Annotated in this window: 2 protein-coding genes, 5 tRNA genes and 6 rRNA genes; 11 read left to right on the forward strand and 2 right to left on the reverse strand. The window is 42.3% G+C overall.

Annotation, left to right across the window (positions count from 1 at the left end):
• Positions 1–975: 975 nt before the first annotated feature.
• From LNP23_RS10140 to LNP23_RS10190, 11 genes are all read left to right on the forward strand, one after another.
• A 16S ribosomal RNA gene (locus LNP23_RS10140) occupies positions 976–2,489 on the forward strand.
• A 124-nt stretch (positions 2,490–2,613) separates the two neighbouring features.
• Positions 2,614–2,687: transfer RNA gene (locus LNP23_RS10145), tRNA-Ile, on the forward strand.
• A gap of 166 nt (positions 2,688–2,853) precedes the next feature.
• Positions 2,854–2,927: transfer RNA gene (locus LNP23_RS10150), tRNA-Ala, on the forward strand.
• A 147-nt stretch (positions 2,928–3,074) separates the two neighbouring features.
• Positions 3,075–5,953 (forward strand): 23S ribosomal RNA (locus LNP23_RS10155).
• Between the two features lie 148 nt (positions 5,954–6,101).
• Positions 6,102–6,211, forward strand: a 5S ribosomal RNA gene (gene rrf, locus LNP23_RS10160).
• A gap of 1,886 nt (positions 6,212–8,097) precedes the next feature.
• Positions 8,098–9,611: ribosomal RNA gene (locus LNP23_RS10165) — 16S ribosomal RNA — on the forward strand.
• Positions 9,612–9,735: 124 nt separating this feature from the next.
• A tRNA-Ile gene (locus LNP23_RS10170) sits at positions 9,736–9,809 on the forward strand.
• Positions 9,810–9,975: 166 nt separating this feature from the next.
• Positions 9,976–10,049 (forward strand) — tRNA-Ala (locus LNP23_RS10175).
• 147 nt (positions 10,050–10,196) lie between these two features.
• Positions 10,197–13,075: ribosomal RNA gene (locus LNP23_RS10180) — 23S ribosomal RNA — on the forward strand.
• 148 nt (positions 13,076–13,223) lie between these two features.
• A 5S ribosomal RNA gene (gene rrf, locus LNP23_RS10185) occupies positions 13,224–13,333 on the forward strand.
• Together the 16S, 23S and 5S rRNA genes with 5 tRNA genes alongside form the textbook arrangement of a ribosomal RNA operon.
• A gap of 61 nt (positions 13,334–13,394) precedes the next feature.
• Positions 13,395–13,480: transfer RNA gene (locus LNP23_RS10190), tRNA-Leu, on the forward strand.
• Positions 13,481–13,976: 496 nt separating this feature from the next.
• Here the strand turns inward: LNP23_RS10190 and LNP23_RS10195 are convergent.
• Both LNP23_RS10195 and LNP23_RS10200 read right to left on the reverse strand, forming a co-directional pair.
• Positions 13,977–14,996, reverse strand: a complete 1,020-nt coding sequence (locus LNP23_RS10195) for a proline-specific peptidase family protein (RefSeq protein WP_230004783.1) — start codon at positions 14,994–14,996, stop codon at positions 13,977–13,979.
• Positions 14,997–15,111: 115 nt separating this feature from the next.
• A complete protein-coding gene (locus LNP23_RS10200) occupies positions 15,112–15,531 on the reverse strand; it encodes an acyl-CoA thioesterase (protein ID WP_230004784.1) in 420 nt (139 codons plus the stop codon).
• Between the last annotated feature and the right edge of the window lie 431 nt (positions 15,532–15,962).

Genomic DNA, 15,962 nt, shown 5'->3' on the forward strand with positions numbered 1-15,962 from the left:
AATATATAGGTGCGATTAGATCCTTAATAATACAGCCCCAACCCGACAGGTTTTCAAAACCTGTCGGGTTTGTTGTTTAAAGATCCTAAAATTAAAAAGCACCCAGCGTACAAAAGAAGTTATAGGTTCCCTAAATCAGATACTATAATATATTAGGTGTAATTAGATCCTTAATTTTACGCCCTCAACCCGACAGGTTTTTAAAACCTGTCGGGTTTATTATTCTAAGTCCACAAGCCCCAATATCAAAAAAAGAAGAAACTTAGCGCTTTTGCGTCTTTGCGAGACTATCCAGAGTAAAGAGAGAGCCCGAGAAGCAAGAATAACTCCGAGAGTCTAACCCCTCAAAAGAGCAAAACCCCAGTAAAATCAGCCCTTCCAAAAGAACAGCAACAAGATAAAACTATAAAAAGAAAGAAAATTCTTAAAAACAACAAAAACTTAAGTTTTGTAAAAACACCATTACCAGTAAGTTAAGAAAAAGATTGAAAAAAAGGCAAAATAAGTGCAGTAAAAAGCTTGTAAAAGCGAATAAAGGGACTACTTTTGCACCCGCAACGACGCAGACGTTCCCTGATAGACTGACAAGAAAAGAGGATTAATTTTTTAGAAAAGTTTGAGAAAACAAAATAAAAAAAAGATTCAAAAAAGCTTGTGAGATTTGAAAACGCTGCTTACCTTTGCACCCCGCAAAACACGCAAGTTCATTGAGAGATTGGTTAAGAAAAGAAGAAAATTGGAAACGAAAAGTTTCTAAAAAAAAACTTCAAAAAAGTCTTGCCAGTTAAAAATAAAGATGTAGTTTTGCACCCGCTTTGCAACACAAGCGAAAATAAAAAGAAACACACGTTCGTAGACATATTGAATTGACAGCCGTTTTAACAGAGATGTTAAAACAAAAGAATAAGAGTAATAGAATCGAGAGATTCGAAAAGAACCGATAGAGAACGCATCGCAATATAATATAAAAAATATACGATGAAGAGTTTGATCCTGGCTCAGGATGAACGCTAGCGGCAGGCTTAACACATGCAAGTCGAGGGGTAGAGTTCTTCGGAGCTTGAGACCGGCGCACGGGTGCGTAACGCGTATGCAATCTACCTTTTACAGAGGGATAGCCCAGAGAAATTTGGATTAATACCTCATAGTATAATTGAATGGCATCATTTAATTATTAAAGTCACAACGGTAAAAGATGAGCATGCGTCCCATTAGCTAGTTGGTAAGGTAACGGCTTACCAAGGCTACGATGGGTAGGGGTCCTGAGAGGGAGATCCCCCACACTGGTACTGAGACACGGACCAGACTCCTACGGGAGGCAGCAGTGAGGAATATTGGACAATGGGCGCAAGCCTGATCCAGCCATGCCGCGTGCAGGATGACGGTCCTATGGATTGTAAACTGCTTTTGTACAGGAAGAAACACTGGTTCGTGAACCAGCTTGACGGTACTGTAAGAATAAGGATCGGCTAACTCCGTGCCAGCAGCCGCGGTAATACGGAGGATCCAAGCGTTATCCGGAATCATTGGGTTTAAAGGGTCCGTAGGCGGTTTGGTAAGTCAGTGGTGAAAGCCCATCGCTCAACGGTGGAACGGCCATTGATACTGCTAGACTTGAATTATTAGGAAGTAACTAGAATATGTAGTGTAGCGGTGAAATGCTTAGAGATTACATGGAATACCAATTGCGAAGGCAGGTTACTACTAATATATTGACGCTGATGGACGAAAGCGTGGGTAGCGAACAGGATTAGATACCCTGGTAGTCCACGCCGTAAACGATGGATACTAGCTGTTGGGCGCAAGTTCAGTGGCTAAGCGAAAGTGATAAGTATCCCACCTGGGGAGTACGTTCGCAAGAATGAAACTCAAAGGAATTGACGGGGGCCCGCACAAGCGGTGGAGCATGTGGTTTAATTCGATGATACGCGAGGAACCTTACCAAGGCTTAAATGTAGATTGACCGGTTTGGAAACAGACTTTTCGCAAGACAATTTACAAGGTGCTGCATGGTTGTCGTCAGCTCGTGCCGTGAGGTGTCAGGTTAAGTCCTATAACGAGCGCAACCCCTGTTGTTAGTTGCCAGCGAGTCATGTCGGGAACTCTAACAAGACTGCCAGTGCAAACTGTGAGGAAGGTGGGGATGACGTCAAATCATCACGGCCCTTACGCCTTGGGCTACACACGTGCTACAATGGCCGGTACAGAGAGCAGCCACTGGGCGACCAGGAGCGAATCTACAAAACCGGTCACAGTTCGGATCGGAGTCTGCAACTCGACTCCGTGAAGCTGGAATCGCTAGTAATCGGATATCAGCCATGATCCGGTGAATACGTTCCCGGGCCTTGTACACACCGCCCGTCAAGCCATGGAAGCTGGGGGTGCCTGAAGTCGGTGACCGCAAGGAGCTGCCTAGGGTAAAACTGGTAACTAGGGCTAAGTCGTAACAAGGTAGCCGTACCGGAAGGTGCGGCTGGAACACCTCCTTTCTAGAGCCTAAGTGTTAGCAAGCAATTGCACGGTTAGGAAAAAAGATGCAGATCTAAATGTTTCTGAATCATGAAATTTTATTACTCTTGCTGTTAGTTCAAATAATAAATTTAAGTAAAACAGAGTCTCGTAGCTCAGCTGGTTAGAGTACTACACTGATAATGTAGGGGTCGGCAGTTCGAGTCTGCCCGGGACTACTTTTTAAAGAGAATTAATTAAAAATCAAAAATTTATAATTAAAAGTAACTTAAAAAGACTGAAAAGCTTAAAAAAAGGAAATTCTAGAAGTTGGAATTCACCAAAGAAATTAGAGAAGAATTAAGAAATCTAAAATCTGAATTCTACAATCTAAGATTGCAAAATGGGGGATTAGCTCAGCTGGCTAGAGCGCCTGCCTTGCACGCAGGAGGTCAACGGTTCGACTCCGTTATTCTCCACTGATTTACTATAAAAGTAGTAAATAAAAGTTCATTGACATATTGAGATAAGAAATAATAAAAAGTAGAAAGCGTTTTTTGTTATTGGTAGTAATACGGATAATAAAAGACAAAAAAAAACGGTCATAATTGATTTTATGATTGGTACAATAAGCAAAATAAGGGCGTATGGGGGATGCCTTGGCTCTCAGAGGCGATGAAAGGCGTGATAAGCTGCGAAAAGCTACGGGGACGGGCACACACCGATTGATCCGTAGATACCTGAATGGGGCAACCCACTATGTTGAAGACATAGTACACCGATAGGTGGGCAAACCCGCTGAACTGAAACATCTAAGTAGGCGGAGGAGAAGAAAACAAAAGTGATTCCGTAAGTAGTGGCGAGCGAACGCGGATTAGCCCAAACCAATGTTGTTACGGCAAGATTGGGGTTGTAGGACCACGACATTTTATGCACAAGGAACTAGAAGTGACTGGAAAGTTATGCCATAGAGAGTGATAGCCTCGTATAGGTAACAAGTGTAATAGATAGTGGTATCCTGAGTAGGGCGGGGCACGTGAAACCCTGTCTGAATTTGGCGGGACCATCCGCTAAGGCTAAATACTCCTGAGAGACCGATAGTGAACCAGTACCGTGAGGGAAAGGTGAAAAGAACCGTGAATAACGGAGTGAAATAGATCCTGAAACCATACGCTTACAAGCGGTCGGAGCCCTTTCGTGGGGTGACGGCGTGCCTTTTGCATAATGAGCCTACGAGTTAACGTTGCTGGCAAGGATAAGTGGTTAAGCCACGGATCCGTAGCGAAAGCGAGTCTGAATAGGGCGCTTTAGTCAGTAGTGTTAGACGCGAAACCGTGTGATCTACCCATGGGCAGGATGAAGCGCTGGTAACACAGTGTGGAGGTCCGAACCGGTTGACGTTGAAAAGTCTTCGGATGACCTGTGGGTAGGGGTGAAAGGCCAATCAAACTCGGAAATAGCTCGTACTCCCCGAAATGCATTTAGGTGCAGCGTTATTTTAGTTATATAGAGGTAGAGCTACTGATTGGATGCGGGGGCTTCACCGCCTACCAATTCCTGACAAACTCCGAATGCTATATAATGATTGATAACAGTGAGGGCTTGGGTGCTAAGGTCCAAGTCCGAGAGGGAAAGAACCCAGACCATCAGCTAAGGTCCCCAAATATATGCTAAGTTGAAAGAACGAGGTTTGTCTGCCCAGACAGCTAGGATGTTGGCTTGGAAGCAGCCATTCATTTAAAGAGTGCGTAACAGCTCACTAGTCGAGCGGACGAGCATGGATAATAATCGGGCATAAGCATATTACCGAAGCTATGGATTTACAGTTTACTGTAAGTGGTAGGGGAGCATTCTAACAGGGTTGAAGGTGTATCGTAAGGTATGCTGGACTGGTTAGAAAAGAAAATGTAGGCATAAGTAACGATAATGCGGGCGAGAAACCCGCACACCGAAAAACTAAGGTTTCCACAGCTATGCTAATCAGCTGTGGGTTAGTCTGGTCCTAAGGCGAACCCGAAAGGGACAGTCGATGGCTAACGGGTTAATATTCCCGTACTACTAATTACTGTGATGGGGTGACGGAGTGATGAAAGCGCCGCGAACTGACGGAATAGTTCGTTGAAGTACCTACCTATAAGCTGCGCAGGCAAATCCACGCGGCTTGGGGAAATACGATAGTACTCGGAGTCTTCGGACAAAGAGATAGTGCGCCTAAGGGCTTCCAAGAAAAACCTCTAAACTTCAGGTAATTAGTACCAGTACCGTAAACCGACACAGGTAGTTGAGGAGAGAATCCTAAGGTGCTCGAGAGATTCATGGCTAAGGAATTAGGCAAAATAGACCTGTAACTTCGGGAGAAAGGTCGCCAGCGCAAGCTGGCCGCAGTGAAGAGGTCCAGGCGACTGTTTATCAAAAACACAGGGCTCTGCAAAATCGTAAGATGAAGTATAGGGCCTGACACCTGCCCGGTGCTGGAAGGTTAAGAGGAGATGTTATCTTCGGAGAAGCATTGAATTGAAGCCCCAGTAAACGGCGGCCGTAACTATAACGGTCCTAAGGTAGCGAAATTCCTTGTCGGGTAAGTTCCGACCTGCACGAATGGTGTAACGATCTGGACACTGTCTCAGCCATGAGCTCGGTGAAATTGTAGTAACGGTGAAGATGCCGTTTACCCGCAGTGGGACGAAAAGACCCTGTGCACCTTTACTATAGCTTAGTATTGACCTTGGATAAATGATGTGTAGGATAGGTTGGAGACTGTGAAGTGGCGTCGCTAGGCGTTGTGGAGTCATTGTTGAAATACAACCCTTTGTTTATCTGAGGCCTAACCCCGCGTTGTGGGGGACATTGCTTGGTGGGTAGTTTGACTGGGGTGGTCGCCTCCAAAAGAGTAACGGAGGCTTCTAAAGGTTCCCTCAGTACGCTTGGTAACCGTGCGTAGAGTGCAATGGCATAAGGGAGCTTGACTGAGAGACATACAGGTCGATCAGGTACGAAAGTAGAGCATAGTGATCCGGTGGTTCCGCATGGAAGGGCCATCGCTCAAAGGATAAAAGGTACGCCGGGGATAACAGGCTGATCTCCCCCAAGAGCTCATATCGACGGGGGGGTTTGGCACCTCGATGTCGGCTCGTCACATCCTGGGGCTGGAGAAGGTCCCAAGGGTTGGGCTGTTCGCCCATTAAAGTGGCACGCGAGCTGGGTTCAGAACGTCGTGAGACAGTTCGGTCTCTATCTACTGTGGGCGTTAGAAATTTGAGTGGATCTGATTCTAGTACGAGAGGACCGAATTGGACAAACCTCTAGTGTATCTGTTGTCCCGCCAGGGGCACCGCAGAGTAGCTACGTTTGGAAGGGATAAGCGCTGAAAGCATATAAGCGCGAAACCCACCACAAGATGAGATTTCTTTTAAGGATCGTGGAAGATGACCACGTTGATAGGCTATAGATGTAAAGGCAGTAATGTCATAGTCGAGTAGTACTAATAATCCGTAAGCTTATGTACACCCTTTTCCCCACACTTTGGTGTGGGGAAGAAACTTTCTAAAATAAATACTTTCTTTATCTCAGTATGTTAAGATATTGTTGCAATTATTTAATTATTAATTATAAATTTTTAATTAATTGTACGTTACCTCAAGTAACAACGACCTTAAGGTGGTTATTGCGGCGGGGCTCACCTCTTCCCATCCCGAACAGAGTAGTTAAGCCCGCCTGCGCAGATGGTACTGCAGTTATGTGGGAGAGTATGTCGTCGCCTTTCTTTTGAAAAACCCTATCCAAATCGGATAGGGTTTTTTGTTTTATATAACTTTTTGGTTGTTGTTTTTTTTAAACCATATAAGTGATGTAAGTTCAGTTAAGTTTTATCTTTGCGTCCTTTACGTAAACCCCTAACGAACTTTGCGGTTAAAAAAAAACAGTACAGATGAGAATTTTACAACTTTTGAATTTGATTTATTGTAAAATCCCTGGTTTTATTCTTATTTCTTTTACTTTACATTCTTTTACCATGTGTCATCCTGAGCGAAGTCGAAGGAAACTTGACAGGCATAAACTTTGAGCCAGGTAAAAATTTAATTTCAATCTTTGAAAGAGCTCCGGGGTTAAGTTCAAAACGAATGAAGTGCTAAAGAGTTGGATGTGAAAATCTAGTTTGTTTGTAGAATATGCATCACGTTTGTCCTTTCGGCCTAGGAAATCCGAGCGAAAGCGAATAGGCGAAGTAAATCTCAGCAAGAAACTCCATAAAACAAGATAAGAAAATGAAGATTTGTCTTTTGTTGAAAAAAAACAGAATTACAAGAAATAGACTTGATAAATTGATGTTGTAAAAAGGGAAGCTGCAAAGAGGTGTTAAACTATATATTGAGAAATAGTATTATTTAAAATAAAAACGATGTCAGTTTCAAAGAAAGAAATTAGAGTGCTAACTAGAGCGGTTTGTCTAAATTTTCACAAGACTTCACTTCTTTTGAATTTGATCTGAAATCTTAATTTTTAAAATATAATATTTTTATAAGAAAAAAAGCTTTAATTGGGTTTGATGACTTATTGTCTTCAATTGTGTCTTTTTATGAGATGTTGTCTAGGTTGAAGACTAGGTAAGGGCAGGTAATTTTACAAATTTAAAGTTGTAGGTGAAAAAAGCTGGTTTGTATGAGCTTTTGCTTGAGTTTTATAAAAAGAAGTTGGTTGTAGAAAAAAGAAATATTGAAAGGATAAAATTGCGAGGATGAAAATAGAATTCAGTGCTAAAAAAACTCTGTTTTAAATTAAGCTCTTAATTTTTGAAATTGTCATATTCATTTATTAAAGCTGTAGTATTGGAAAAAAGACGCAATAACTTAATTTTTTGTTTGGTGTTTGTTTTTAGTTTTGCTTATTAAAGTCAAAACAGTTTGTGAAGGGATAGGATTGGAAGTTTTTTTTGAATGCTAAAACTCTGTATGAGCAGAAAAAAAATCAAAAGACGGCAAAAATTAAGAAATAGACCTGGTAAAGGAGTCTTAAAAAAGCAGTAGAGAAGTAGAAAACTCTTTGAAAATGATGCAGGATTAAGTTGTTGTAATGTAAAAACCATACTAAAAGAAAGAAAATTCCTAAAAGCAACAAAAGTCTAAGTTTTATAAAAACACCATTACCAGTAAGTTAAGAAAAAGATTGAAAAAAAGGCAAAAAAAGCAAAGTAAAAAGCTTGTAGAAACGAATAAAGGGACTACTTTTGCACCCGCAACGACGCAGACGTTCCCTGATAGACTGACAAGAAAAGAGGATTAATTTTTTAGAAAAGTTTGAGAGAACAAAATAAAAAAAAGATTCAAAAAAGCTTGTGAGATTTGAAAACGCTGCTTACCTTTGCACCCCGCAAAACACGCAAGTTCATTGAGAGATTGGTTGAGAAAAGAAGAAAATTGGAAACGAAAAGTTTCTAAAAAAAACTTCAAAAAATTCTTGCCAGTTAAAAATAAAGATGTAGTTTTGCAGCCGCTTTGAGAAACAAGCGAAACACAGAAACACACGTTCGTAGACATATTGAATTGACAGCCGTTTTAACAGAGATGTTAAAACAAAAGAATAAGAGTAATGGAATCGAGAGATTCGAAAAGAACCGATAGAGAACGCATCGCAATATAATATAAAAAATATACGATGAAGAGTTTGATCCTGGCTCAGGATGAACGCTAGCGGCAGGCTTAACACATGCAAGTCGAGGGGTAGAGTTCTTCGGAGCTTGAGACCGGCGCACGGGTGCGTAACGCGTATGCAATCTACCTTTTACAGAGGGATAGCCCAGAGAAATTTGGATTAATACCTCATAGTATAATTGAATGGCATCATTTAATTATTAAAGTCACAACGGTAAAAGATGAGCATGCGTCCCATTAGCTAGTTGGTAAGGTAACGGCTTACCAAGGCTACGATGGGTAGGGGTCCTGAGAGGGAGATCCCCCACACTGGTACTGAGACACGGACCAGACTCCTACGGGAGGCAGCAGTGAGGAATATTGGACAATGGGCGCAAGCCTGATCCAGCCATGCCGCGTGCAGGATGACGGTCCTATGGATTGTAAACTGCTTTTGTACAGGAAGAAACACTGGTTCGTGAACCAGCTTGACGGTACTGTAAGAATAAGGATCGGCTAACTCCGTGCCAGCAGCCGCGGTAATACGGAGGATCCAAGCGTTATCCGGAATCATTGGGTTTAAAGGGTCCGTAGGCGGTTTGGTAAGTCAGTGGTGAAAGCCCATCGCTCAACGGTGGAACGGCCATTGATACTGCTAGACTTGAATTATTAGGAAGTAACTAGAATATGTAGTGTAGCGGTGAAATGCTTAGAGATTACATGGAATACCAATTGCGAAGGCAGGTTACTACTAATATATTGACGCTGATGGACGAAAGCGTGGGTAGCGAACAGGATTAGATACCCTGGTAGTCCACGCCGTAAACGATGGATACTAGCTGTTGGGCGCAAGTTCAGTGGCTAAGCGAAAGTGATAAGTATCCCACCTGGGGAGTACGTTCGCAAGAATGAAACTCAAAGGAATTGACGGGGGCCCGCACAAGCGGTGGAGCATGTGGTTTAATTCGATGATACGCGAGGAACCTTACCAAGGCTTAAATGTAGATTGACCGGTTTGGAAACAGACTTTTCGCAAGACAATTTACAAGGTGCTGCATGGTTGTCGTCAGCTCGTGCCGTGAGGTGTCAGGTTAAGTCCTATAACGAGCGCAACCCCTGTTGTTAGTTGCCAGCGAGTCATGTCGGGAACTCTAACAAGACTGCCAGTGCAAACTGTGAGGAAGGTGGGGATGACGTCAAATCATCACGGCCCTTACGCCTTGGGCTACACACGTGCTACAATGGCCGGTACAGAGAGCAGCCACTGGGCGACCAGGAGCGAATCTACAAAACCGGTCACAGTTCGGATCGGAGTCTGCAACTCGACTCCGTGAAGCTGGAATCGCTAGTAATCGGATATCAGCCATGATCCGGTGAATACGTTCCCGGGCCTTGTACACACCGCCCGTCAAGCCATGGAAGCTGGGGGTGCCTGAAGTCGGTGACCGCAAGGAGCTGCCTAGGGTAAAACTGGTAACTAGGGCTAAGTCGTAACAAGGTAGCCGTACCGGAAGGTGCGGCTGGAACACCTCCTTTCTAGAGCCTAAGTGTTAGCAAGCAATTGCACGGTTAGGAAAAAAGATGCAGATCTAAATGTTTCTGAATCATGAAATTTTATTACTCTTGCTGTTAGTTCAAATAATAAATTTAAGTAAAACAGAGTCTCGTAGCTCAGCTGGTTAGAGTACTACACTGATAATGTAGGGGTCGGCAGTTCGAGTCTGCCCGGGACTACTTTTTAAAGAGAATTAATTAAAAATCAAAAATTTATAATTAAAAGTAACTTAAAAAGACTGAAAAGCTTAAAAAAAGGAAATTCTAGAAGTTGGAATTCACCAAAGAAATTAGAGAAGAATTAAGAAATCTAAAATCTGAATTCTACAATCTAAGATTGCAAAATGGGGGATTAGCTCAGCTGGCTAGAGCGCCTGCCTTGCACGCAGGAGGTCAACGGTTCGACTCCGTTATTCTCCACTGATTTACTATAAAAGTAGTAAATAAAAGTTCATTGACATATTGAGATAAGAAATAATAAAAAGTAGAAAGCGTTTTTTGTTATTGGTAGTAATACGGATAATAAAAGACAAAAAAAAACGGTCATAATTGATTTTATGATTGGTACAATAAGCAAAATAAGGGCGTATGGGGGATGCCTTGGCTCTCAGAGGCGATGAAAGGCGTGATAAGCTGCGAAAAGCTACGGGGACGGGCACACACCGATTGATCCGTAGATACCTGAATGGGGCAACCCACTATGTTGAAGACATAGTACACCGATAGGTGGGCAAACCCGCTGAACTGAAACATCTAAGTAGGCGGAGGAGAAGAAAACAAAAGTGATTCCGTAAGTAGTGGCGAGCGAACGCGGATTAGCCCAAACCAATGTTGTTACGGCAAGATTGGGGTTGTAGGACCACGACATTTTATGCACAAGGAACTAGAAGTGACTGGAAAGTTATGCCATAGAGAGTGATAGCCTCGTATAGGTAACAAGTGTAATAGATAGTGGTATCCTGAGTAGGGCGGGGCACGTGAAACCCTGTCTGAATTTGGCGGGACCATCCGCTAAGGCTAAATACTCCTGAGAGACCGATAGTGAACCAGTACCGTGAGGGAAAGGTGAAAAGAACCGTGAATAACGGAGTGAAATAGATCCTGAAACCATACGCTTACAAGCGGTCGGAGCCCTTTCGTGGGGTGACGGCGTGCCTTTTGCATAATGAGCCTACGAGTTAACGTTGCTGGCAAGGATAAGTGGTTAAGCCACGGATCCGTAGCGAAAGCGAGTCTGAATAGGGCGCTTTAGTCAGTAGTGTTAGACGCGAAACCGTGTGATCTACCCATGGGCAGGATGAAGCGCTGGTAACACAGTGTGGAGGTCCGAACCGGTTGACGTTGAAAAGTCTTCGGATGACCTGTGGGTAGGGGTGAAAGGCCAATCAAACTCGGAAATAGCTCGTACTCCCCGAAATGCATTTAGGTGCAGCGTTATTTTAGTTATATAGAGGTAGAGCTACTGATTGGATGCGGGGGCTTCACCGCCTACCAATTCCTGACAAACTCCGAATGCTATATAATGATTGATAACAGTGAGGGCTTGGGTGCTAAGGTCCAAGTCCGAGAGGGAAAGAACCCAGACCATCAGCTAAGGTCCCCAAATATATGCTAAGTTGAAAGAACGAGGTTTGTCTGCCCAGACAGCTAGGATGTTGGCTTGGAAGCAGCCATTCATTTAAAGAGTGCGTAACAGCTCACTAGTCGAGCGGACGAGCATGGATAATAATCGGGCATAAGCATATTACCGAAGCTATGGATTTACAGTTTACTGTAAGTGGTAGGGGAGCATTCTAACAGGGTTGAAGGTGTATCGTAAGGTATGCTGGACTGGTTAGAAAAGAAAATGTAGGCATAAGTAACGATAATGCGGGCGAGAAACCCGCACACCGAAAAACTAAGGTTTCCACAGCTATGCTAATCAGCTGTGGGTTAGTCTGGTCCTAAGGCGAACCCGAAAGGGACAGTCGATGGCTAACGGGTTAATATTCCCGTACTACTAATTACTGTGATGGGGTGACGGAGTGATGAAAGCGCCGCGAACTGACGGAATAGTTCGTTGAAGTACCTACCTATAAGCTGCGCAGGCAAATCCACGCGGCTTGGGGAAATACGATAGTACTCGGAGTCTTCGGACAAAGAGATAGTGCGCCTAAGGGCTTCCAAGAAAAACCTCTAAACTTCAGGTAATTAGTACCAGTACCGTAAACCGACACAGGTAGTTGAGGAGAGAATCCTAAGGTGCTCGAGAGATTCATGGCTAAGGAATTAGGCAAAATAGACCTGTAACTTCGGGAGAAAGGTCGCCAGCGCAAGCTGGCCGCAGTGAAGAGGTCCAGGCGACTGTTTATCAAAAACACAGGGCTCTGCAAAATCGTAAGATGAAGTATAGGGCCTGACACCTGCCCGGTGCTGGAAGGTTAAGAGGAGATGTTATCTTCGGAGAAGCATTGAATTGAAGCCCCAGTAAACGGCGGCCGTAACTATAACGGTCCTAAGGTAGCGAAATTCCTTGTCGGGTAAGTTCCGACCTGCACGAATGGTGTAACGATCTGGACACTGTCTCAGCCATGAGCTCGGTGAAATTGTAGTAACGGTGAAGATGCCGTTTACCCGCAGTGGGACGAAAAGACCCTGTGCACCTTTACTATAGCTTAGTATTGACCTTGGATAAATGATGTGTAGGATAGGTTGGAGACTGTGAAGTGGCGTCGCTAGGCGTTGTGGAGTCATTGTTGAAATACAACCCTTTGTTTATCTGAGGCCTAACCCCGCGTTGTGGGGGACATTGCTTGGTGGGTAGTTTGACTGGGGTGGTCGCCTCCAAAAGAGTAACGGAGGCTTCTAAAGGTTCCCTCAGTACGCTTGGTAACCGTGCGTAGAGTGCAATGGCATAAGGGAGCTTGACTGAGAGACATACAGGTCGATCAGGTACGAAAGTAGAGCATAGTGATCCGGTGGTTCCGCATGGAAGGGCCATCGCTCAAAGGATAAAAGGTACGCCGGGGATAACAGGCTGATCTCCCCCAAGAGCTCATATCGACGGGGGGGTTTGGCACCTCGATGTCGGCTCGTCACATCCTGGGGCTGGAGAAGGTCCCAAGGGTTGGGCTGTTCGCCCATTAAAGTGGCACGCGAGCTGGGTTCAGAACGTCGTGAGACAGTTCGGTCTCTATCTACTGTGGGCGTTAGAAATTTGAGTGGATCTGATTCTAGTACGAGAGGACCGAATTGGACAAACCTCTAGTGTATCTGTTGTCCCGCCAGGGGCACCGCAGAGTAGCTACGTTTGGAAGGGATAAGCGCTGAAAGCATATAAGCGCGAAACCCACCACAAGATGAGATTTCTTTTAAGGATCGTGGAAGATGACCACGTTGATAGGCTATAGATGTAAAGGCAGTAATGTCATAGTCGAGTAGTACTAATAATCCGTAAGCTTATGTACACCCTTTTCCCCACACTTTGGTGTGGGGAAGAAACTTTCTAAAATAAATACTTTCTTTATCTCAGTATGTTAAGATATTGTTGCAATTATTTAATTATTAATTATAAATTTTTAATTAATTGTACGTTACCTCAAGTAACAACGACCTTAAGGTGGTTATTGCGGCGGGGCTCACCTCTTCCCATCCCGAACAGAGTAGTTAAGCCCGCCTGCGCAGATGGTACTGCAGTTATGTGGGAGAGTATGTCGTCGCCTTTCTTTTGAAAAACCCTGTTCTGAAAAACAGGGTTTTTTATTCTTTTTAGAAAATACTACTAATGCTCGGATGGTGAAATTGGTAGACACGCTGGACTTAAAATCCAGTGAACAGCAATGTTCGTGCGGGTTCAAGTCCCGCTCTGAGTACTAAAACTTCAATTGGCTTTTGCTAATTGAAGTTTTTTTTTGGAAAAAATATGGGATTTGCTTTTTTATTAAGACTGTAAAATCTCGCAAAGTCGCAGAGTCGCAGAGTTAAAAAGGTTATACGCTCCGGTTATTCTGGATTAACACGAAAACGGACCAAACTCAAAAGTTGTGGGGAAGTCAAAATTTATTATATAGGTGATGTAAGTTCATTTTATTTTTATCTGTGTTAAGTTTAAAAGTAGAGGAGAAGTAAAGGGTTAGATACTCTATTTGTCCTAGATCAGGTGCAAAAGTTGTGAGGCAGTAAAAATCTCGCAAAGCCACAAAGTTTAAAAAGATTACGTATTCCATTTATTCTTTCGTCTATAAAAAAAACTCCATTATTTCTAATGAAGTTCTTTTACAATTAATAAGTATAATTTTTTGTCGTGTAATTTTATGAAGAAAATCTGATAAACATTGCTATTTATATTGTTTGGATTAGTGTTTAATGCTAAAATTTATTGGTGTCAACATCAGTAATGAATTGTGTTACTCCTTTCATAAAAACTTGCTGATCATCCCACATGGCAAGATGACTTCCGTTTGGACAATATAAGTATCGTCCTTTTTGAACTAGTTTACTTTGTTCTTCCATTGCTTTTGGATCCATTGTATCGTATTTTGCTCCAATCATTAGGGTTGGAATTGTAAGTTCATGCAAGCGATTTTTAATATCCCATTTTGCCAGGCGACCACTTATTCCAAATTCGCTTGGACCTTGCATTATCGTGTATATTGCTCCATTGGTGTGTTTGATGGCACGGTTTAATCCGTCTGGCCATTCTTTTAATCTGCACAAATGTTCTTGGTAAAAGTTTGGGATAAGAAGTTCCATATATCTTGGGTTCCCAAAGTCTTTTTTTGCTTCTAATGCTCTTACTTCTGCCAGAACTTCAGGTTTCATTTGCTTTGCCAGAACTTCATCTGCGTATTTACCATATTCCGGGGCGCTGGCCATCATATTAGAAATAAGGAGACCTTTTAGGTTTTTCTGATACTTTAATGCATATTCCATCGCCAGAATTCCGCCCCAGGAGTTTCCTAAGACATAAAAGTTAGTATGGTCGGCATTAATAGCTTTTCGAACTTGTTCTACTTCTTCTACGAAACGTTCTGTTGTCCAAAGAGTGCTGTCTTTTGGTTGATCACTGTAGTAAGAACCTAGTTGGTCGTATTCATAAAATTCGAAACCTTCCCGTTGAAAAAATGTCTCAAAGCATTCCATGTATTCATGTGTCATGGCTGGTCCTCCATGTAGTAACAATACTTTTATTTTTGGATTATTGCCAAAGCGTTTTGTCCAGACTTTAAATTCTCCTACCGGCGTTTTTATCGGAATCATTTTTACACCTGCAGTTTCTATTGATTCGTTAGGTTTGTATGTAAAATAATTGGCAAGAGCTTCAGATTTGTTTTCATTCTTGCAGGAAGTGAAAAAGAGAATCGTCAGTAAGAAAAGGATTGAGCGCATAGTTCTAGAGTTAAAAGGTTATGGTAGCGAATAAGTTTCTTTACGCTAAAATACGAATTAAATTTAGATGCTGATTGTGTATTGAATGGAGTGGGATTAGTTCTATTGGGAAGAATTATTTAATTTCCAATACCGAGGCATCAGTAAAATTAGCTTTGAGTTCTTCCGGTAAATAGGGTCTCCCTCCAGTAGCTGGAATACAGGTTCCGGTGAATAATGCGGAAGCCATTATTTTTCCATTTTTTAGGATTGATTGTTTAAAATGCAATTTTGGTAGTCCACTAGGATCTGTAAAAACAGCACAAGTCACGTCAAAATTATCGTCTTTTTTAAGTGAACGAATAAATTTGATGCTGTATTCGGATAAAACCATAAATACGCCGTTTTCTGCTTGTTGTACAAAATCAAAACCTAATACCTCTTTGATGTAAGCGTGACGACATTCTTCCATATAAAAGGGATAGTACAGGCCATCCATAATTCCTTGAACATCTATGTGTTCGCCTGCAGCAGTGTAATTCTTTGAATATTCCATTTTTTGCAAAGTTAAATTTAGTTTGAAACGTATTTTTGAAGCGTTTATTGTAGAATAATACTACTAAAAAACGCATTGTTTAGTTTGTAAAACGGGTATGTTTCAGCGCTAATTTAAAAATTAAAACGCTTTAAATGCAATTATTCTTGGTTTTTTGCCACAGATTTAAAGGATTAAAATGATTTTTTTTGCCACTAATTACACGAATTTTCGCTAATTTCTTTGTGTGCTCGGAAGTTAAATCATCTTACCTCCTTAATTTTTTATCCAACTTTTTTTAATTCACATTAAAAAAGTAATTCGTACCCTGTATTTTTTTAGTTAGCCACAGATTTAAAGGATTAGAATGATTTTTTTAATCTGTGAGAATCCTTTTAATCTGTGGCAAAAAAAAAGACCACGAATCACACCAATTATCCCCAAAATAAATT

Source organism: Flavobacterium cupriresistens, assembly GCF_020911925.1.
In the GTDB taxonomy this organism is placed as follows: domain Bacteria; phylum Bacteroidota; class Bacteroidia; order Flavobacteriales; family Flavobacteriaceae; genus Flavobacterium; species Flavobacterium cupriresistens.

Excerpts from the sequence above, each read along its gene's own strand:
- LNP23_RS10200 (WP_230004784.1), bottom strand. The coding sequence starts at position 15,531 with ATGGAATATTCAAAGAATTACACTGCTGCAGGCGAACACATAGATGTT.
- LNP23_RS10195 (WP_230004783.1), bottom strand. The coding sequence starts at position 14,996 with ATGCGCTCAATCCTTTTCTTACTGACGATTCTCTTTTTCACTTCCTGC.